This is a genomic window from Nocardia puris, assembly GCF_003315035.1.
In the GTDB taxonomy this organism is placed as follows: domain Bacteria; phylum Actinomycetota; class Actinomycetes; order Mycobacteriales; family Mycobacteriaceae; genus Nocardia; species Nocardia puris.
The window spans coordinates 20,017-39,558 of sequence record NZ_QNRE01000011.1; the positions used below are offsets into that span (position 1 = coordinate 20,017).

Below are 19,542 nucleotides of genomic sequence, written 5' to 3' on the forward strand. Positions count from 1 at the left end.
TTCCGGTAAGAAAAGAGAAGGAACAGAATGGCACAGGGAACTGTGAAGTGGTTCAACGCGGAGAAGGGGTTCGGCTTCATCGCGCCCGAGGACGGCTCCGCTGACGTCTTCGTCCACTACTCCGAGATCCAGGGTTCGGGCTTCCGTACCCTCGAGGAGAACCAGAAGGTCGAGTTCGAGGTCGGCCAGGGCACCAAGGGCCCGCAGGCCACCGGAGTTCGCGCGCTCAGCTGAGCCGCACGATCCATAGCTCGTCCCTCACCACCGGCATCCGGGGTGAGGGACGAGCTGTATCTGGGGGTGGGTGACCTCACCGCGCGAGCCGCGCGCCACCTGATCCCGCACCGCCGATTCCGCCCGCGCGCCCCGTCGCCGGCCCGCCGGGCGCACCTTTCCGAACGCCGCCGATCCGCGCCGCCGAGTGCCCCGCGAACGTGTGCCCGACCCCGTGCGCTTGCCACCCGAGCTATGGTTACGGGAATCCGACCGAGGAAAGGCAAACCCCGAGCTTCACGAATCGCTCGGAGCGAGTCTTGCAAGTTGGCCCGTTCGCGGCACTCCCCGCGTCGCGACGATCGAACCGCCCGCGCCCACGGCGCGAGTACCGACCGTCCGGCGCGGACAGCACGGCGCCCCGAACAGGCGCGCTCCAGCGCACCAATAACACAGCCAAGGTATAAACGTGTCTGGTGGCGGTGTCAGCATCGTCGCATGCGCCAGCCGCGCAGCAACCGCGCACGAGCACGTCGCGCGGGTCGAGAAGGAAAGGTGTATTCGCCGGTGGCAACACGAGACCGCGGTGCAGCCGACCAGGGCCGTCCCCTGCGTCGTCTCGTGATCGTCGAGTCCCCGACCAAGGCCCGCAAGATCGCGCCCTACCTGGGTCGCAATTACACGGTGGAGGCGTCGGTCGGTCACATCAGGGACCTGCCGCGCGGTGCGGCCGACGTTCCCGCCAAGTACAAAGGCCAGCCGTGGGCGCGCCTGGGCGTCGACGTCGACAACGACTTCGCGCCCATCTACGTGGTGAGCCCGGACAAGAAGGCCAAGGTCACCGAGCTCAAGAGCCTGCTGGCCGACGTCGACGAGCTCTACCTCGCCACCGACCCCGACCGCGAGGGCGAGGCCATCGCCTGGCACCTGCTCGAGACGCTCAAGCCGAAGGTGCCGGTGCGCCGGATGGTCTTCCACGAGATCACCGAGCCCGCGATCCGCGCCGCCGCCGCCGACACCCGCGACCTCGATTCCGATCTGGTCGACGCGCAGGAGACCCGCCGCATCCTGGACCGGCTCTACGGCTACGAGGTCAGCCCGGTCCTGTGGAAGAAGGTCATGCCGCGTCTGTCGGCGGGCCGCGTGCAGTCGGTCGCGACGCGCGTCATCGTGCGGCGCGAGCGCGAGCGCATGGCGTTCCGTTCCGCCGAGTACTGGGACATCGCCGCCAAACTGGACGCGGGCAAGGGCGAGGAGGAGTCCGCCAATCCGCGCACGTTCGGCGCGCGCCTGGTGAATGTCGACGGCGCGCGCGTCGCCACGGGCCGCGATTTCGGCTCCGACGGACAGCTGAAGTCCGCGAACGGCGTGGTGGTGCTCGACGAGGCCCACGCCCGCCGCCTGGCCGAGGCGCTGGACGGCGCCGACCTTGTGGTCTCCTCGGCCGAGGCCAAGCCGTACTCGCGCAAGCCGTACCCGCCGTTCATGACCTCGACGCTGCAGCAGGAGGCGGGCCGCAAGCTGCGCTTCACCTCCGAGCGCACCATGCGCGTCGCGCAGCGGCTGTACGAGAACGGCTACATCACCTATATGCGTACCGACTCCACGACGCTGTCGGAGTCGGCGATCGCGGCGGCCCGTTCGCAGGCCACGCAGCTCTACGGCGCCGAGTACGTGCACCCCACGCCGCGCCAGTACAACCGCAAGGTCAAGAACGCCCAGGAGGCCCACGAGGCGATCCGCCCCGCCGGCGACACCTTCGCCACGCCGGGCCAGCTGCACTCCCGCCTGGACAACGACGAGTTCCGCCTCTACGAGCTGATCTGGCAGCGCACCGTCGCCTCGCAGATGGCCGATGCGCGCGGCACCACGCTCACCTTGCGCATCACCGGCATGGCCGGGACCGGCGAGGAATGCGTGTTCTCGGCGTCGGGCCGCACGATCACCTTCCCCGGCTTCCTCAAGGCGTACGTGGAGAGTGTCGACGAGGAGGCGGGCGGCCAGTCCGACGACGCCGAGTCGCGCCTGCCCGCGCTCGAGGAGGGCCAGGGCGTCACGGCCGTGGAGCTGAACCCGGATGGGCACAGCACCAACCCGCCCGCGCGCTACACCGAGGCCTCGCTGATCAAGACGCTCGAGGAACTCGGCATCGGCCGTCCCTCGACGTACTCCTCGATCATCAAGACGATCCTGGACCGCGGCTACGTGTACAAGCGCGGCAGCGCGCTGGTGCCCTCGTGGGTGGCCTTCGCCGTGGTGGGCCTGCTGGAGGCGTACTTCGGGCGGCTCGTCGACTTCGACTTCACCGCCGCCATGGAGGACGATCTCGACGCCATCGCCGGCGGGCGCGAACAGCGCGGAAACTGGTTGTCCAGCTTCTACTTCGGCGGCGACCACGGCGTGGAGGGCTCGGTCGCGCGCTCGGGCGGGTTGAAGAAGATGGTCGGCGAGCAGCTCGACGACATCGACGCCCGCGAGGTCAACTCGATCAAGCTGTTCTCCGATGCCGAGGGCCGCGACGTGGTGGTCCGGGTCGGCCGTTTCGGCCCGTACCTGGAGCGCATGGTCATCGATCCCGACGACCCGGAGGGCGGTCCGGTCTCGCAGCGGGCGAACCTGCCCGACGATCTGCCCCCCGACGAGCTCACCCCCGAGGTGGCCGAGAAGCTGTTCTCGACGCCGCAGGAAGGTCGCAGGCTCGGCGTCGACCCCGCGACCGGGCACGAGATCGTCGCGAAGGAAGGGCGCTTCGGGCCCTACGTCACCGAGATCCTGCCCGAGCCCGCCGAGTCCGCGGAACCGGCCAAGAAGACCGCGAAGAAGGCGGCCGCCCCCAAGCCGCGCACCGGGTCGCTGTTCAAGTCGATGGACCTGGCCACGATCACCCTGGACGACGCGCTGAAGTTGCTGTCGCTGCCGCGGGTGGTCGGCGCCGATCCGGCTTCCGGCGAGGAGATCACCGCGCAGAACGGCCGCTACGGGCCGTACTTGAAGAAGGGCACCGACTCCCGGTCGCTGGCGTCGGAGGACCAGATCTTCTCCGTCACGCTGGAGGAGGCGCTGAAGATCTACAGCGAGCCCAAGCGCCGTGGCAGGCAGGCCGCGAGCGCCGCCCCGCTGCGGGAACTGGGCAACGACTCGGCCACGGGCAAGCCGATGGTGATCAAGGACGGTCGCTTCGGCCCGTACGTCACCGACGGCGAGACCAACGCGAGCCTGCGCAAGGGCGACGAGGTCGAGTCCATCACCGACGAACGCGCCTCCGAGTTGCTGGCCGACCGGCGCGCCCGCGGTCCGGTGAAGAAGACCGCCAAGAAGACCGCGACCGCCGCGAAGAAGACGACGGCTGCCAAGAAGACGACGGCGGCGAAGAAAACCGCGGCGAAGAAGGCACCCGCCAAGAAGGCTCCGGCGAAGAAGGCACCCGCCGAGTAGGCTCCGGCGAAGAAAGCACCTGCCGAGTAAGGACAGCGTGTCGGCCGACGGCTACCTGAGAGATGCGGCTCCGGCTGGTTCTCGGCGCGATCGCCGGGTCTTCGTCGGAGCCGCGGGTTAGCCTCTCGAGGACAAGGTGCGACGTCTCGGGAAAGGACCCTGTCCATGGCCGACCAGGAGCGCGAGGATCTCATCGCGATGCTCGCCGATCAGCGCGCGCTGTTCCGCATCACGCTGCGCGGCATCGACGACGAGCAGGCGCGCGCCCGCACCACGGTGAGCGAGCTGACCCTCGGCGGGTTGCTGCACCACCTGATCAGCTGCGAGCGGCACTGGACCAAGGTGATCGTCGACCGCGACGAGAACGCCGCGATGGACGTGGCGGCGATGGGCACCGAGTACGTGATGGGTCCGGACGAGACCGTCGAGGGGCTGCTAGCCGAATGGGACCGCGTCGGCGAGAACACCGCCGAGTTGATCCGCTCCCTGGACAGCCTCGATCCCGTCATTCCCACGCCGTCGAATCCGTGGCAGCCCGAAAGGGTGTGGCAGAGCGTGCGTTTCACGTTCCTGCACATCCTGCGGGAGATCGCGCACCACGCCGGGCACGCCGACATCATTCGCGAGGAACTGGACGGGCAGAACTCGACGTATTCGCGCATGGACTGAGCGGTGGGGGTGCCACCGGGCCGGCGGGGCGTGACGGCGGGCGGAGGTGTCGGTGCGGGTGGTTAAGGTGGACGCGTGGCGGGAGTCTTCGAGCGGTTGGTCGGCCAGGAGGCGGTCGAGTCCGAGTTGACGGCTGCCGCGGTCGCGGCGCGGGCCGGGGTCGTCGAGGGTGCCATGACGCATTCGTGGCTGTTCACCGGTCCACCCGGATCGGGGCGTTCGATCGCCGCGCTGTGCTTCGCCGCCGCGCTGCAATGCACCGATCCGGGGACGCCGGGTTGCGGGAAGTGTCACGCCTGCACCACCACCATGGCAGGCACGCACGGCGACGTGCGGCGCGTCGTGCCCGAGGGCTTGAGCATCAGCACCAAGGAGATGCGCGAGATCGTGCAGATCGCCTCGCGCCGGCCCAGCACCGGGCGCTGGCAGGTGGTGGTGATCGAGGACGCCGACCGGCTCACCGAGGCCGCGGGCAACGTGCTGCTGAAGGTGGTGGAGGAGCCGCCCGCCCGCACGGTGTTCCTGCTGTGCGCGCCGTCGGTGGATCCGGAGGACATCTCCGTCACGCTGCGCTCGCGCTGCCGGCACGTGCATCTGGTGACGCCGTCGGTGCCGTCCATCGCGCACGTGCTGCGCGAGCGTGACGGACTCGACGAGAACACCGCGCAGTGGGCCGCGTCGGTGAGCGGCGGACATGTCGGCCGCGCCCGGCGCCTGGCCACCGACGGCGACGCGCGGGCGCGCAGGCAGCGGGCGCTCTCGCTGGTGTCGGCGGTCGCGCGTCCCGCCGCGGCCTACGCCGCCGCCGGCGACCTCGTGAAGGCCGCCGACGACGAGGCCAAGCAGATGAGCGCGGCCCGCGACGAACGCGAACGCGACGAACTGGCCACCGCCCTCGGCGCGGGCGGCACCGGCAAGGGCGCCGCGTCCGCCACGCGCGGTTCGGCGGGTGTGCTCAAAGACCTGGAGCGCCGCCAGAAGTCCCGCGCCACCCGCACCGGCCGCGACGCCCTCGACCGCACTCTCATCGACGTGGCCGGCGTCTACCGCGACGCCCTCGCCGTCCACTACGCGGGCACCACCTCGATCACCCTCACCCACCCCGACCTCGCCGACGAGATTCGCGACCTCGCCGACACCGTCCGACCCGAGGGTCTGCTGCGCTCCATCGAAGCCGTCCTCGCCTGCCGCGAAGCCCTCGACCTCAACGTCAAACCCCGCTTCGCCCTGGCCGCCATGGTCTCCGGCCTCATCGCCGCCCGCTCCACCTGACCACCCGTTTTCGCGATCCGGCGTCCAGACGATAGACTCGGCGTCGCCGAACGGCACGCCGCCTTAGCTCAGTCGGTAGAGCGCTTCACTCGTAATGAAAAGGTCGGGGGTTCGATTCCCCCAGGCGGCTCCAGGTCAGAGGCCCTTTCCGGTTCGCCGGGGAGGGCCTCTGTCGTGTCAGTGTGCCAGGAACTGCCAGGACGTGGATTGTGCTCGGCCGACGTCCATTGTGGAGTTCCGCGGGACTGGTCTCGCCAGGCCGCGGTCCGCGTCGTGTTTGCGACGTCTCACTCGTCGAAATGCCTACGGCGACCCTTGGCCGGTGCTGGTTCGCGGGCGGGCCGGTGAGGTGTGGCCACCGGATGCGACGGCGATTCTCGGCTTGAACCTGACGTAAGGTCAGGTCTTAGCGTTGATGGCGCCGGCGCACGGTGTGCCGGTGGAAGTGGGATGAGATCGGATGGGCCGGTACGGAACCGAGCGGGTGTGGAAGGTCGGTGAGCTCGCGGCGGAGGCCGGGCTGACGGTGCGGACGCTGCATCACTACGACCGCATCGGGTTGGTGTGCCCCGCGGAGCGGACCGGCACCGGACACCGGCTCTACACCGCCGGTGATGTCGAGCGCCTGTACCAGGTGCTGGCGCTGCGCCAACTGGGACTGGGACTGGATCGGATCGCCGATCTGCTCGCGGGCACGGTGGATATGGCGCAGGTGCTGTCGGCTCATCGCGACTACCTTGCCGCGCAACTGGCCGCAACCCGGGACCTGTTCGCCCTGGTCACGTCCCTGGCCGCGACAGCGGAGGACAGGCCGGACACCTCCTCGGACCGCTTCCTGGAATTGATCAGGAGAACAGTCATGGTCGACGACACCTTCAAGCAGTACTTCACCGAGGAACAGCTGACGCAGCTCGCGCAACGCCGGGAGGTGATCGGCGAGGAGCGGATCCGGCAGGCCGAAGCGGGATGGGGTGAACTCATCCCGAAGGTCGACGCGGCGATCGCGGAGGGAATGGATCCGGCTTCACCGCAAGCGCAGCGGTTGGCGGCGCAGTGGATGGACCTCCTGGAAGGCTTCCACGGCGGCGACGAGGGCCTGCGCGACAGTCTGTACCGCATGCAGGCCGGTGAGGCCGACCGGATAGAAAGCGAGTTCTGCGGACCGTCTCCCGCGCAGATCGAGTTCATCGCGGCGGCGAACGCCGCGCGCGGGTAGGCGACCTCCTGCGGGGAGGCGCTCGGAGTCGGAGACCCTTTCGTTTCGTTGGGAGGGTCTTCGCCTTGCCGGCGATGCAGTTGGCGCTGGCCGACGAGGTCTACAACGGTCACGCCACCTCGCACCGCTCGTTTCTGCCGCCGGGAAACGATGCGAACCGGGCCGGTGTCGACGACTTCTCCTACGTACCCGCAGACCGCGCGAAACCTGCCGGGAGAGCCGGATACGAGCCGGGCGAGCTGAGCTTCGACCTGGTGATCGACGTCGCTGACGAGAATCTCGCGCAGTGGTTGCAGAGCCACTACGACAAGATCGGCGTGACGCTCTCCACCGTGAGTCTGGACCCCGGATGAGTTGTTCGGTGTGCGTGTACAACCCGGAACCCGACGACGGCGTGGACGAAGTTCGGCGAGAACCGACGCCGAACGGCTCCACAACGGGTTCAACGGCTTTGAATTACCGCGGCCTGTTCCGCACGGACTACGAATCCCGCACGCTGCGTGAGCATTTGCGGGGGAGCCCGGTGCCCGCCTGAGGGGGTTGCTCCCGGGCCGGGCGTCGTTGACCGACCCGGGAGAACGATGCGGATCAGACCGCGGTGGCGTGGGAATGCCGGGCGCCGCCGGCGATCTGATCGAGGAGCGTGTTGAAGCGGTCGGCGGCTTCGACGTTGCCGAGGTGGCCGGTGGGCCAGATCTGGTGGCTCGCCAGCGAACCCGCTTCGGTGAGGCCCGCCAGAATGGGGGCGTTCATGCGGGCGGGCAGCAGGCGGTCGTACTCGCCCGCGATGACCGTGGTGGGCACGGTCAGGTGCTTGGCGGCCTCGCCCAGGTCGAGCTGGGCGAGGGCGGCGGCGTGCAGGCCGCGGGTGAGCGGACGGCAGGAGCGGATGATGCCGAGCGAGAACGCCACCTCGTCGGCGGTGGCCTTCTTGTTCATGATCCGCGCTTTGAAGATCGCGTTGACGGCACGGCCGCCGGGCAGCGGCACCGGCGCGGTGAGCACCGACTCCGAGATCAGCATCGGCATGCGCACGCCCGCGCCGAGCACCGTGACCGGGCGCTTGGCCACCGTGAGCGGCTTGTTCAGCAGCGGCAGCATGTCGGTCTCGTGCCGGATCTCGCGGGCGGCGGTATTGGCCAGCACCACGGCCGAGGCGCGCGCGGCGACCTGCTCGGGGTAGCGGGCGCCCCACGCCTGGATGGTGATGCCGCCCATGCTGTGGCCGACGAGCACCGCGCGGCGACCGCGCGGGAGGGCGGCGTCCAGGACGGCGGCCAGATCGTCGGCGAGGGTGTCGCCGCTGGGGGCGATCGAGCCCAGCGTGCTCTCGCCGTGGCCGCGCTGGTCGTAGGCGACGACGCGGTAGCGGTCGGCCAGCGCGTTGATCTGCGGGTTCCAGTACTCGATGCAGCAGCTCCAGCCGTGGATGAGCACGATGACCTCGCCGTCGGCGGGGCCGTACGCGTGCACCCGGAGGCGGGCGCCGTCGACGGTGGTGACGGGGATGACATCGTGCGGCACGGTCGGCTTGTTCAGCGAAGCGGTCGCGAAGGTGCGGGAGCGAAGTCCGGCACGGTAGGCCGCGGTGAGTGGTTCCGCGGTGCGGACGCCCGCCAGGGTCTTCATCGAGGTCACCAGCATTGAGCACTCCTTTGTGTCGTCCGCCACGTTACAGTGCAAGCACAGTGCTTGCTAGTGCAAGCGCTCAATGGCGGAAATCCTGGCTCCGTGATGTGAATACCCGGAATTCACTCCGGTGAACCGGCCCGACCGGCGCAAAGTTCGCGCGCCCGTGGGAAGGCCGGTCCACTCGGTGGGATTCGTCACACCGGGTTCATCGGCCGCCGCGCGCGAAGTGCTAGCCCGGACGCGGGATCGTTATCGGCTCGTGAGGAATGGAACGTCGCTGTTTCGAGTCGGGGACGGAACGCGCGGGCGTTCACCTTCCCTCGGGAGCCGCCGGCGGCAGGACGCCGAGGTGGAGCCAGGCGGCAGTGTCGATAGCGTGCGGGTCGCCGAGAGGTACCGGGCGACGATGGTGGCTCGCGCAGGTCGCCGAGGGGAACTGGGCGACGACGGTGACTCGCGCGGGTCGCCGAGAGGAACCAGGTGACAGTGTCGGCGTCGCGTAGGTCGCCGTAGATGAGCAAGGCGGGCCGCTCGGGGAAGGCGATGCGGGCGCCTCAGGGGGCCGCCAGTTCGGCGATCACGTCGGGGACGACCAGGCAGACCTGATCGTCGGGATGGAAATCGCTGGGCATGTCGCGGCGGTTGGGCGCGCGGACGAACACCACCACCGAGGAGCCATCACCCGGGTCGAACTCGACCGCGACGGCGCCGGAATCGTCGTCACCGAGTGTTCGCCAGTGACCCACATGCCCGAATTCGAGCCTGCGAGCCGCGCTGACCCCGAATCCGTCGAGCCGGGTACCACCAACGGCGTTCACGGCACGAAATTCTACGCTGCCTGCGCGAACGCCGAAGGTTTTCGATCATGATCACCGCCGGGCTGGCAGGATTGCGGCCATGACCGGGATCCGTTTCGCCGCCCCGATACCCGTCCTGCGGATGTTCGACGTCGCGCGGGCCTACGAGTTCTATTGCGACTACCTCGGATTCACCGTCGACTGGGAGCACCGCTTCGGCCCCGACTTCCCGCTCTACGCGCAGGTGTCGCGGTCGGGCGCGCGACTGCACCTGAGCGAGCATCACGGAGACGGCACGCCGGGCAGCGTGGTGTGGGTGGCCGTCGGCGATATCCACGCGCTGTACGCCGAGCTCGCCGCGAAGGACTACCGCTACGCCAAACCGGGCCCGCCCGAGGACGGCCCCGGCGGTCCGGGCTTCGACCTCACCGATCCGTCGGGCAACGTGCTGCGCCTGGCCCAGCCGGACGACTGAGGGCCGTCGAGCGCCCTGACCGGACTCGCCTCGGTGGCGTCGATCATGCTGCGGGGGCCGGCGCGATCGCGAGCACGGTCGCGGTGGCGCCGAACGGACGCGCGCCGCTACCGTGTTTCTCGTGGACACCGCGCATTTCGCCACCCAGCCGAGCCCCCCGCCGCAACGGGTGCGCAAGACGGGCTGGCGCGCGCTCGGATGGCCGCTGCTGGCGGCGGGCGCGGGCGTCGGCGCGGTCGCGCTGCTGCACTTTCGCGACCCGCACGTGGAGGGTTCCTACGGCCTGTGCCCGCTCTACGCGCTGACCGGCGTGTATTGCCCGGGGTGCGGCGGGATGCGCGCGGTGCACAACCTCACCGACGGCCGCATCCTCGACTCGTTGCAGAGCAACCTGATCGCGATCCCGTTGCTGCTGGCGCTCGCGCTCTTCATCGGCGACTGGGGGATGCGCGCGTGGCGCGGAGACAAACCCCGGGTTCCCGACATTCCGCGCCCGCTGCTGTGGATTCTGCTCGCGTTTCTCGCCGTCTACGCGGTGGTGCGCAATACACCGTGGGGCACCTGGCTCGCCCCGGTATAGGCACCGCTGTCCTTCGACGGAGCGCCGTCTCGATTCGAGCGCCGACTACGGGGAAGCTGACGACCATGAGCCCACACAGCGCGGAGGTCCAGGAATGACCGACTCCTTGAAGGCCCGGGTGCGGGCGAAACTGGTGCGTCAGCTCGACGAGGACGGCGTCCCCGACAGCGAACAGGACGACCCGCGCCAGATCGCCGTCGCCGCCGACCTGGACGCCCTCGACAGCGTCGCCGACGACGACCCGCTGGTGGAGGAACTCGCCACCCGCTACCTGGTGTTCTGAGCGCTCAGCGCGATCCCGACCCCACCTGTCCGCCGTGCGGCGGCAGTTGCGGCAGCGTCTCCGAGTGCAGCCAGGCGTCCCACAGCGGCCGCAGCGGGATGGCGGTGTAGTGGCCCGCGAGGTCGGTGAACTCCTCGGTGGTGACCGACGCGTGCCGGTAGCGGTGCACCCATTCGCGGATCAGCGTGAAGAAGGTCTTGTCACCCAGCTCCAGCCGCAGCGCGTGCAGGGTGAGCGCGCCGCGCTTGTAGACGCGGTCGTCGAACATGCGGGTGGCGCCGGGGTCGCCGACGACGATGTCCTGCGGCTGCCTGGTGAGGTTGTGCCGGGCGGCGCGGGCGAGCTGATCGGCCGTCGGACCGCCCGAAGCCTCCGACCAGATCCACTCCGCGTAACAGGCGAACCCCTCGTGCAGCCAGATGTCGCGCCACTGGCGCAGGGTGAGGCTGTTGCCGAACCACTGGTGGGCCAGTTCGTGCGCCACCAGCCGCTCCGAGCCGCGCCGCCCGTCGCAGTGGTTCGCCCCGAACACCGAGATGCCCTGGGCCTCGATGGGGATCTCGAGGTCGTCGTCGGTGACCACCACCGTGTACCCGGCGAACGGGTACGGGCCGAACTTCTCGGTGAAGACCTCCATCATCTGCGGCTGCCGCGCGAAATCGTGCTCGAAGTTCGCGCGCAACCGGGCGGGCACCACGGCCTGCATCGGGATCGCGGCGTGCGTGCCGCCCACCCGGTGCCTGCGGTACGGGCCGATCTGGATGGTGGCCAGGTAGCTCGACATCGGCTCCGGCTGCTCGTACACCCAGGTGGTCTGGCTGGCCTTGGTCTGCTTGCGCACCAAGGTGCCGTTGGCCAGCGCGTAGTACGGGCTGTCGGTGGTGATCGAAATGCGGTAGCTCGCTTTGGAACTCGGATGGTCGTCGCAGGGAAACCACGACGCCGCGCCGTTGGGCTGGCTGGCCACGAGCGCGCCCTCGGTGAGCTCCTCCCAGCCGACCTCGCCCCACGGACCGCGCACCGGCTTCGGCACGCCCGCGTACTGCACGACGACCGAGAGCGCGCCGCCGGCGGGGATCTTCTGCTGCGGCGTGATGGTCAGCTTGCCGCGCTGGTGGGTGTACTTGGCGACCTTGCCGCCGTTGACGAGCACCTTCGACACGGTGAGCGCCTGGGACAGGTCGAATGCGAAGCGCGGACGCGCGGCGGTGGTGACGGCGGTGATCTCGGCGCGCCCGCTCAACCGGTTGCTGGCGACCTTGTAGGTGAGATCCAGTTCGTACCGGGAGACGCGATAGCCCCGGTTCCCGTTCTGCGGCAGGTAGTCATCGATGGGGGCTTCGTAGAACTTGTCCCCCATCAGCGGCCCGTTTCCCGCGTCCACGGCGCGATGGGGTTGCCCCACCAGCGGGTCGAGGGCGGCACGGTGTCACCGCGCATCACCAGGGAGGCGGGGCCCACGGTGGCGCCGGCGCCGATGCTCGCGGCGGGCAGCGCGACACAGTGCGGGCCCAGGGTGGCGCCCGCGCCGAGCACGACGGTGTCCATGGCCATGATCCGGTCGTGGAACAGATGGGTCTGCACCACACAACCGCGTTCCACGGTCGCGCCGTCGCCGAGTGTCACCAGGTCAGCCTCCGGTAGCCAGTAGGACTCGCACCATACCCCGCGGCCGATGTCGGCGCCGAGCGCGCGCAGCCACAGGTTCAGCACCGGAGTACCCGTCGCGGCGCGCGCGAACCACGGCGCGGCGACGGTCTCCACGAACGTGTCGGAAACTTCGTTGCGCCACACGAACGAACTCCACAGGGGATGCTCCTCCGCGCGAATCCGCCCCACCAGCAACCACTTCGCGAGCACCGCGCTGCCGCAGGCCACCGCGCCCGCCGCCAGCAGCACCACGCCGCTGAGCAGCGCGGTGGGCAGATGCCCGATGCGCTGCGCCAGCCAGGCCAGCGCGAACAGCACGCCCAGGCCGATGGCGAAGGTCACCAGAACCGGGAACAGGCGGCAGGTCTCGACGAACGCGCGCGCCACCCGCAGCCGCTTCGGCGGATCGTAGGTGCGGCGCGCGTCGGCGGATTCGGAGGCGCGGCGCAGGCGCACCGGCGGGCTGCCCAGCCACGACGACCCGGCCTTCGCCTTGGTCGGCGCGGCCGAAAGTACCGCGACCAGACCGTTCTTCGGCACGCGGCGGCCCGGCGCGGTCATGCCGGAGTTGCCGAGGAAGGCGCGTTTGCCGACCTTCGCCTCGCCGATGCGCAACCAGCCGCCGCCGAGCTCGTAGCTGGCGATCATGGTGTCGTCGGCGAGGAAGGCGCCGTCGGCGACGGTGGTGAACTTCGGCAGCAGCAGCACCGTGGACGCCTCCACGTGCTTGCCGACCTTCGCGCCGAGCAGCCGCAGCCACACCGGCGTGAGCAGGCTGGCGTAGAGCGGGAACAGGAAGGTGCGGGCGGAATCGAGCAGCCGCTCGGTGGACCACGCCTGCCAGCCGACCCGGCTGCGCACCGGGTGGTAGCCCTCGGTGAGGCCGATGGCGAACAGCCGGACCAGCACGATGGTGGCCGCGGCGTACACGCCGAGGCTGAGCAGCACCGCGACCGGCAGCATGAGGAACGCGCGCGCGAGTCCGTCGGCGAGCGTGGTGGTGTCGCGCACCCACCAGGCCAGGAACGCGCCGCCAGCGCCGATGCCCGCGACCGGCAGCGCCGCCAGGATCATCGACGTGACGCCGAAGATCACCACCCAGTGCCGGGCGCGCGCGGGCGTCTCCGGCGGCCAGGGGTGCTGGGCCCGGCCGACTTTCACGGCGGGGGAGCCCGCCCATTGCTGTTCCGGCTTGACCCGTCCCGACACCGCGGAGCCGGGCGCGATCTCGGCGTTCTTGCCGATCTTGGTGCCGGGCAACAGGATCGAGCGCGCGCCCACCACGGCGCCGGGCCCGACGGTGATGGGGCCGATGTGCACGAGATCGCCATCGATCCAGTACCCCGAGAGGTCGACTTCCGGTTCGACGCTGCATCCGTCGCCGAGTTCGAGCATGCCCGTCACCGGTGGCAGGGTGTGCAGGTCGACGCCCTTGCCGATCTTCGCGCCGAGCGCACGCGCGAACGGGACCATCCACGGTGCGCCGGAAAGGTTTTCGGCACCGCTGGCTTCGGAGAGTCGCACGGCCGCCCAAAGGCGAAGGTGCACTTGGCCGCCGCGCGGATAACTGCCGGGTTTCACCCCGCGCAACAGGATTCGCGCGCCCGCGACGCACAGCGCCATCCGGCCGGGTGGTGAGATGAACAGGACGAACGCGATCAGCGCCCACCACCAGGACAGGCGCGGCAGCCACGGCAGCGAGCCCGACCACGCGGCGATATTGCCGACGATGGCCAGCCAGGTGAGCCACTGCAAACCCGTGAGCGTGGTGAGCGGGACCGTCGCGAGCACCTGGGTGATCTGCGCGGAGAGCGGGGTGGGGCGCACGTCGCGCTCTTCGACCTCGGCGACGGGTGCGCTGGCGTCGAGCAGCGCGGCAAGCGCGCCCAGGCGCGGATGGTCGTAGAGATCGGCCACCGTGATCCGCGGATACCGTTCGCGCAGCGCCGTGACCAGTTGGGCGGCGGCCAGCGAGCCGCCGCCGACGTCGAAGAAGTCGGTCTCGGGGCCGGTGACCTCCGCGCCGAGGATCGCGTCCCACTGGGTGGCGACCCAGCGTTCGGTGGCGGTGAGCCCGTCGTCATCGGTGGCCGGGGCCTGTTTCGGGAGCGGCCAGGGCAGGGCGGCGCGGTCGACCTTGCCCGAGGTGCGGGTGGGCAGTTCGTCGACCACGGCCAGGCGCGGCACCAGCGGGGCGGGCAGTTGTCCGGCGAGCAGTTCGCGCGCGGCGTGGATGTCGTAGTCGGTGTCAGGACCGGTGAGGTAGCCGACGAGGATCTTGTTGCCCGCCTTGGTGGTCCGGATGGCGGCGGCCGCGCCGGTGACGCCGGGCAGGTGTTGCAGCGCGTTGTCGATCTCGCCGAGTTCGATGCGCCGGCCGCCCAGTTTGATCTGGTCATCGGCGCGGCCCAGGAAGATCAGGCCCGCGCTCTCGTTGCGTACCAGATCGCCGCTGCGGTAGGCGCGCTCCCAGCCGAGGGTGGGCATTGGCGCGTACTTCTCGGCGTCCTTCGCGGGGTCGAGGTAGCGGGCCAGGCCGACGCCGCCGATGACGAGTTCGCCCGTCTCGCCCTCGGGGACGGGCTTGCCCTCGGCGTCGACGACCGCGAGATCCCAGCCGTCCAAAGGCAATCCGATGCGCACCGGGGGTTCGCCGGTGAGGCGGGCGGCGCAAGCCACGACCGTGGCCTCGGTGGGGCCGTAGGTGTTCCAGACCTCGCGGCTCGAATTGTCCTTGTCCGCAAGGCGTTCCGCGAGTTCCGGCGGGACGGCCTCGCCGCCGAAGATGAGCAGCCGCACCGGCTCCAACGCCTCCACGGGCCAGGTGGCGGCCAGCGTCGGCACGGTGGAGACCACCGTGATGCCGCGCCGCACCAGCCAGGGGCCCAGGTCCGCACCGGTACGCACCAGGGCGCGCGGGGCGGGCACCAGGCACGCGCCGTTGCGCCAGGCCAGCCACATCTCCTCGCAGGAGGCGTCGAACGCGACCGAGAGGCCCGCCAGTACGCGGTCGCCGGGCGCGATCGGTGCGTCCTGGAGGAACAGGCGCGCCTCGGCGTCGACGAAAGCGGCGGCGCTGCGGTGGGTTACGGCGACGCCCTTCGGGGTGCCGGTGGAGCCGGAGGTGAAGATGATCCAGGCGTCGTCGGTGAGGGTGGGGTGGGTGGTGGGGCCGGGTGCGGGCGGGTGGGCCGCCGTGCTTCCGGAGCTCTGCTGGCTTGTGCCCATGAGGGCTTCGTCTTCGACGGTGAGTTCACGGGCGTCGTCGGCCGTACCCGCGGGGGCTACGTCGGCGATCTCGATGCCGTCGGCGGTGGCGATCGCCCGCACCCGCGCTTCGCCGAAGACGAGGCGGGCGCGCTCCTCGGGGTCGTCGGCGTCGACGGGCACGTAGGCGGCACCGGCCCACAGGACCGCCAGGATGGTGACGTAGAGGGCGCGGTCGCCCGACGGCATCCGCACGCCCACCCGGTCGCCTGGGCGCACGCCCGCCGCGTGCAGTTCGGCCGCCCGCGCCCGCACGGCGTCGAGCAGTTCGGCGTAGGTGAGGGTGGCGGCGCCGTCGTCGAGGGCGTCCGCGTCGGGGTGGGTCGCGGCGGTCGCGGCCACGATGTCGATCAACGTGCGCGGTGGCGGCGCGTCGAGCCCGCGCAGCAGCGGGGACCCCGATGCGCGCTCGACGGGCTCGTCGCCCGCCGAGGCGTCGATCTGTGGCTGGAGCATCACGTCCGGCCCACCTCTCATAGACCTGCCTGGCGTTGTCGTCTGTTTGTTTCACAGGAGGGTTACCGATTGGCAAACGCCGCGGGTGACCAACTGAACACGGTACTCGCGGTTCGGGGCAGTCAACGCCTTCGGCGCGTTGCTGAGCATGGGCAACGCCGTCGGCGTGGTGCCGGGCGGTTGGCCGCATGATGGGCCTGTGGTCGCCTCGGCGGGGAGTGTCGTCGCTGGCGACGAACCGGTTTGTGGTGAGTATGTGCTGGTCGAAGGGGGCGATGCGCGAGGTTTCAGGTCGGTGGGCCTGGGCTTGGAGGTGGGTCGGCCCGCGGGATGGGGCGAAGGGTGCGATGTGTGGCGCGAATCGCAACGAGATCGGCTTCGGGGCGTGGCCGATTTGCGCGAACCTCTTCGGATTCGGTTGCGCACGTGCGGAAGCCAACGCCTTCGGCGTATTGCTCGGCAGTAAGTGCCAGCGACACAGGTTTACGTTCGGGTCCCGAGATGCGCAGAGGATCCGTGAGGTCGTGATACCCGGGAAGGCGCAATGCCACGGGATGATCGGTTGGGTGGCACATTCGCCCCGGTGATTCGATGAGCCACGCCCTCGGCGTAATTGCCTGGCGGGGCCGGCGCCTCCGGCGCATCACTCGGCAGTGGTCCCGTCGTCGCAGGTGAGCTGGGACTCGCTGCGCTCAGGTTGCCGAGGCCGCTGTGCCCACCCCGAGGGCGGTCAGGATCGCCGCACTGGTCTGTTCGAGCCGGGTGCGCACGCGTGGGCTGCGCAGGAATGCCACGGCGCGGGCGGCGGCCAGGGCGAGCAGGACCATGAATCCGGCGGCGATGGCGCATTCGATCGCGCCGAGGGCGAGGGTGTTGAGGAAGGTGATCTCGGTGAGGAACTGGGGGAGCACGGCGAGGTAGAACAGGCCCACTTTCGGGTTGAACAGACACGAGATGACACCCGCGGTGAACGCCGAGCGAACCGAGGGAGGCGCGGCGGGCGCGCCCTCGCCGACCGGTCCGACCGTGCGGCGGCGGCTTTCGAGCAGCGCGCGAATTCCCAAGTACACCAAATAGATTCCGCCGACGACCTTCAACACGCGATACGCCGACCCCGACTGCTCCAGCAGCGCCGCGACTCCCGCCGCCACCACGACCGCCCACACCAAGCCGCCGAGCGCCGACCCGATCGCGGCGGCGACGCCGGGTCGCGCGTCGACCAGCGAGAACCGCAGCACCAGGAACGAATCGGGGCCCGGCGTCAGCGCCAGCACCACGCACAGTCCGACGAATCCGAGCAGCAGCGAAGGGGTCACCGATCGATCAGATCGCGGCCCGGTGTGACGCGCAACCGAAAAATCCCGGTTGACAACGCCGCGGCGGGTCTGCCAATCTCGGTTCAGGTCATGAGTGCCAGCGACAAGCCCCGGCTAGCTGGTCGGCAACCCTCCTCCGCGGTGGGGTGCTCCGGGTGACGACCTGGCCGCCGTCCGACCGGGCGCGGCAAGCGCGGACTCGCCCGAACCCCCTTTCGCGAGTCCCTGAACCGACGGGATGACGTGATGACTGCTGTGCTGGAACCGACCTGTGCCCCGCTCGCCCAGGTGTCCGGTGACGACCTCCGGGTGCCGCTCGTGCAGGGCGGCGCCCGCGAGTACGCCAACTTCGACTACGCCGCGAGCGCACCCGCGTTGCGCCAGGTCACCGACCGGATCGGGCAGCTGCTGCCGTACTACGCGAGCGTGCACCGCGGCGCGGGCTACGCCTCCCGGGTCTCCACCGAGTGCTACGAGGCCTCGCGCGGCGCGGTGCACCGTTTCCTCGACGCCGCCGACGATCAGGTCGTGGTGTTCACTCGCAACACCACCGATTCGCTGAACCTGCTGGCCTCCTGTGTGCCGGGCGATACGGTGGTGCTCGACATCGAGCATCACGCCAACTTCCTGCCGTGGACCAAGCACGGCCGCCGCGTGGTGCGCGCCGCCGACACCCTCGCCGAGACCATCCGCCTGCTGGTCGCCGAACTGTGCAGCCGCCCGACCGCGCTGCTCGCGGTGACCGGCGCGTCCAACGTGACCGGTGAGGTGCTGCCGCTGGAGCGGCTGGCCGATATCGCGCACCAGTGCGGCGCGCGCATCCTGGTGGACGCCGCGCAGCTGGCCCCGCACCGCCGGATCAGCTTGCGCGACAGCGGAATCGACTACCTCGCGTTCTCCGGGCACAAGCTCTACGCGCCGTTCGGGGCGGGTGTGCTCGTGGGGCGCCGGGACTGGCTCGACGCGGCCGAGCCCTACCTCGCGGGTGGGGGCGCCGTCCGTAACGTGACGGTTGATTCCGCCGAGTGGGCGCCGGCTCCGCAGCGGCACGAGGCGGGTTCGCCGAACGTGCTGGGCGCGGCCGCCCTCGCCGCCGCCTGCGACACGCTCGCCGCCATCGACCCCGACGACCTGATCGCCCACGAGCACGCGCTCGCCGACCGCCTGCGCGACGGGCTGTGCGCGATCCCCGGCGTGCGCACCCTGCGCGTCTTCGCCGACAGCCCCGACACCGTCGGCATCGTGGCCTTCACCGTCGACGGTTTCGCCCCCGGCCACGTGGCCGCCTACCTCTCCGCCGAACACGGGATCGGCGTGCGCGACGGCCGCTTCTGCGCCCACCCCCTGCTCTCCCGCCTCGGCCTCGACGCCGCCCTGCGCGCCAGCATCGGCCTCGGCACCACCACCGCCCACGTCGACCGCCTCATCGACGCCATCGCCACCCTCGTCCGCGGCGACGCCACCTGGACCTACGCCCCCACCGAAGGCCACTGGAACCCCACCCCCGAAACCCGCCCCCTCACCACCGACCCCACCGGCACCACCCCCTGCCTCACCTTCTGAGCCGGGATCGGCCGCCGACTCTCCGATGCCGAATCGTGACCCATACCGTCGGTGTTATATAGCATTGATGGTATGGGTTGGGGTATTGTCGAGCTGGAGCCTGAGGTACGCCACTGGTTGGAATCGCTTCCGACCGCGATGTTCGCGCGAGCCGCGTTCCATATCGATCTATTGGCTGATGTGGGACCGCTGCTCGGCGAGCCGCATACTCGCCAGCTCGATGGGAAGCTACGCGAGTTGCGGTTCTATCTCGACAGCGAAGCGATTCGTCTGACCTACTGGCTGGCGTCAGGGCGCAGGATCGTACTGCTGACCGTGTTCGCCAAGTCGCGGATGCGGGAACGGGCGGAGATCGAGCGGGCGCGCCGAGCGTTTCGGCGCTGCGTCGCCGAGCGGCACACGGCCGAGGAGGATTGAACGATGGCTGATCGCACGGAATGGTCCGATCTCAGGGGCCGCCGGATGCGGGAGCCCGGCGCCGAGGAGGAGTACGCCGCCGCGCGTCTTGCTCATCAGCTCGGCCTGAAGATCAGGCGGATGCGTGAGGAGCGAGGGTGGAGCCAGGCGGAGTTGGCGGGTGCCGCCGGGATGACGCAGCCCGCTGTGGCGCGGTTCGAGGCCGGTGGGACGGTGCCGAGTTTGCCGGTGCTGGGGCGGCTCGCGCGGGCGCTGGATGCCGAGTTGGTGGTGGAGGTGCGGCCGCGGGTGGCGTGACGGC

At 70.2% G+C, this 19,542-nt stretch carries 17 protein-coding genes, 1 tRNA gene and 1 riboswitch; of the genes, 13 read left to right on the forward strand and 5 right to left on the reverse strand.

The features are described 5' to 3' along the window. The first annotated feature begins 27 nt into the window (after window positions 1-27). The 7 genes from DFR74_RS23850 (at window position 28) to DFR74_RS23880 (ending at window position 7,158) form a co-directional block, all read left to right on the forward strand. Window positions 28-234, forward strand: coding sequence for a cold-shock protein (locus tag DFR74_RS23850; protein ID WP_011206895.1), 207 nt, complete (start codon window positions 28-30; stop codon window positions 232-234). A gap of 600 nt (window positions 235-834) precedes the next feature. Further along, on the forward strand, window positions 835-3,648 hold the full coding sequence (gene topA, locus DFR74_RS23855) for a type I DNA topoisomerase (protein ID WP_232331931.1): 2,814 nt from the start codon (window positions 835-837) through the stop codon (window positions 3,646-3,648). 165 nt (window positions 3,649-3,813) lie between these two features. Beyond that, the gene (locus tag DFR74_RS23860) at window positions 3,814-4,317 is read left to right on the forward strand and encodes a mycothiol transferase (protein WP_067514242.1); all 504 of its coding nucleotides are present in this window, start codon (window positions 3,814-3,816) and stop codon (window positions 4,315-4,317) included. Window positions 4,318-4,392: 75 nt separating this feature from the next. After that, window positions 4,393-5,589, forward strand: coding sequence for a DNA polymerase III subunit delta' (locus tag DFR74_RS23865; RefSeq protein WP_113975262.1), 1,197 nt, complete (start codon window positions 4,393-4,395; stop codon window positions 5,587-5,589). Window positions 5,590-5,646: 57 nt separating this feature from the next. Then, window positions 5,647-5,722 (forward strand) — tRNA-Thr (locus tag DFR74_RS23870). A 327-nt stretch (window positions 5,723-6,049) separates the two neighbouring features. Beyond that, a complete protein-coding gene (locus DFR74_RS23875; RefSeq protein ID WP_067513241.1) occupies window positions 6,050-6,805 on the forward strand; it encodes a MerR family transcriptional regulator in 756 nt (251 codons plus the stop codon). 65 nt (window positions 6,806-6,870) lie between these two features. After that, window positions 6,871-7,158, forward strand: coding sequence for a hypothetical protein (locus DFR74_RS23880; protein ID WP_147265903.1), 288 nt, complete (start codon window positions 6,871-6,873; stop codon window positions 7,156-7,158). Between the two features lie 235 nt (window positions 7,159-7,393). Here the strand turns inward: DFR74_RS23880 and DFR74_RS23885 are convergent, their stop codons facing one another. Together DFR74_RS23885 and DFR74_RS23890 are read right to left on the reverse strand one after the other, a co-directional pair. Next, complete coding sequence (locus DFR74_RS23885) at window positions 7,394-8,449, reverse strand: alpha/beta fold hydrolase (RefSeq protein WP_067513245.1); 1,056 nt, start codon at window positions 8,447-8,449, stop codon at window positions 7,394-7,396. Between the two features lie 542 nt (window positions 8,450-8,991). After that, window positions 8,992-9,255, reverse strand: coding sequence for a hypothetical protein (locus DFR74_RS23890; protein WP_067513247.1), 264 nt, complete (start codon window positions 9,253-9,255; stop codon window positions 8,992-8,994). Between the two features lie 79 nt (window positions 9,256-9,334). On the opposite strand from DFR74_RS23890, the gene DFR74_RS23895 reads away from it, so the two are divergent. The 3 genes from DFR74_RS23895 to DFR74_RS23905 all read left to right on the forward strand — a co-directional run bounded on the left by DFR74_RS23895 (window position 9,335) and on the right by DFR74_RS23905 (window position 10,572). Continuing rightward, complete coding sequence (locus DFR74_RS23895) at window positions 9,335-9,709, forward strand: glyoxalase superfamily protein (RefSeq protein ID WP_195125250.1); 375 nt, start codon at window positions 9,335-9,337, stop codon at window positions 9,707-9,709. A gap of 121 nt (window positions 9,710-9,830) precedes the next feature. Beyond that, the gene (locus DFR74_RS23900; protein ID WP_084538081.1) at window positions 9,831-10,289 is read left to right on the forward strand and encodes a DUF2752 domain-containing protein; all 459 of its coding nucleotides are present in this window, start codon (window positions 9,831-9,833) and stop codon (window positions 10,287-10,289) included. Window positions 10,290-10,383: 94 nt separating this feature from the next. Continuing rightward, complete coding sequence (locus DFR74_RS23905) at window positions 10,384-10,572, forward strand: hypothetical protein (protein ID WP_067513248.1); 189 nt, start codon at window positions 10,384-10,386, stop codon at window positions 10,570-10,572. 4 nt (window positions 10,573-10,576) lie between these two features. On the opposite strand, the gene DFR74_RS23910 is transcribed toward DFR74_RS23905, so the two are convergent. From DFR74_RS23910 to DFR74_RS23920, 3 genes are all read right to left on the reverse strand, one after another. Then, window positions 10,577-11,932 (reverse strand): M1 family metallopeptidase, encoded by a 1,356-nt coding sequence (locus DFR74_RS23910; protein WP_067513312.1) that lies wholly within the window; start codon window positions 11,930-11,932, stop codon window positions 10,577-10,579. Beyond that, window positions 11,932-15,945, reverse strand: coding sequence for a Pls/PosA family non-ribosomal peptide synthetase (locus DFR74_RS23915; RefSeq protein ID WP_084538084.1), 4,014 nt, complete (start codon window positions 15,943-15,945; stop codon window positions 11,932-11,934). Before DFR74_RS23915 ends, DFR74_RS23910 begins: the two co-directional genes overlap by 1 nt. Before the next feature lie 692 nt (window positions 15,946-16,637). After that, window positions 16,638-17,261 carry a LysE family translocator gene (locus DFR74_RS23920; protein WP_067513250.1) on the reverse strand — a complete coding sequence of 208 codons (624 nt, stop codon included), beginning with the start codon at window positions 17,259-17,261 and terminating at the stop codon, window positions 16,638-16,640. A gap of 86 nt (window positions 17,262-17,347) precedes the next feature. After that, window positions 17,348-17,461, forward strand: a riboswitch (SAM riboswitch). Window positions 17,462-17,507: 46 nt separating this feature from the next. On the opposite strand from DFR74_RS23920, the gene DFR74_RS23925 reads away from it, so the two are divergent. From DFR74_RS23925 to DFR74_RS23935, 3 genes are all read left to right on the forward strand, one after another. Further along, complete coding sequence (locus DFR74_RS23925) at window positions 17,508-18,824, forward strand: aminotransferase class V-fold PLP-dependent enzyme (RefSeq protein ID WP_067513252.1); 1,317 nt, start codon at window positions 17,508-17,510, stop codon at window positions 18,822-18,824. 72 nt (window positions 18,825-18,896) lie between these two features. Beyond that, window positions 18,897-19,241, forward strand: coding sequence for a type II toxin-antitoxin system RelE/ParE family toxin (locus tag DFR74_RS23930; RefSeq protein WP_067513254.1), 345 nt, complete (start codon window positions 18,897-18,899; stop codon window positions 19,239-19,241). Window positions 19,242-19,244: 3 nt separating this feature from the next. Beyond that, window positions 19,245-19,538: a helix-turn-helix domain-containing protein gene (locus tag DFR74_RS23935; protein WP_067513256.1), complete on the forward strand. Its 294-nt coding sequence runs from the start codon at window positions 19,245-19,247 to the stop codon at window positions 19,536-19,538. The last annotated feature ends 4 nt before the right edge of the window (window positions 19,539-19,542 follow it).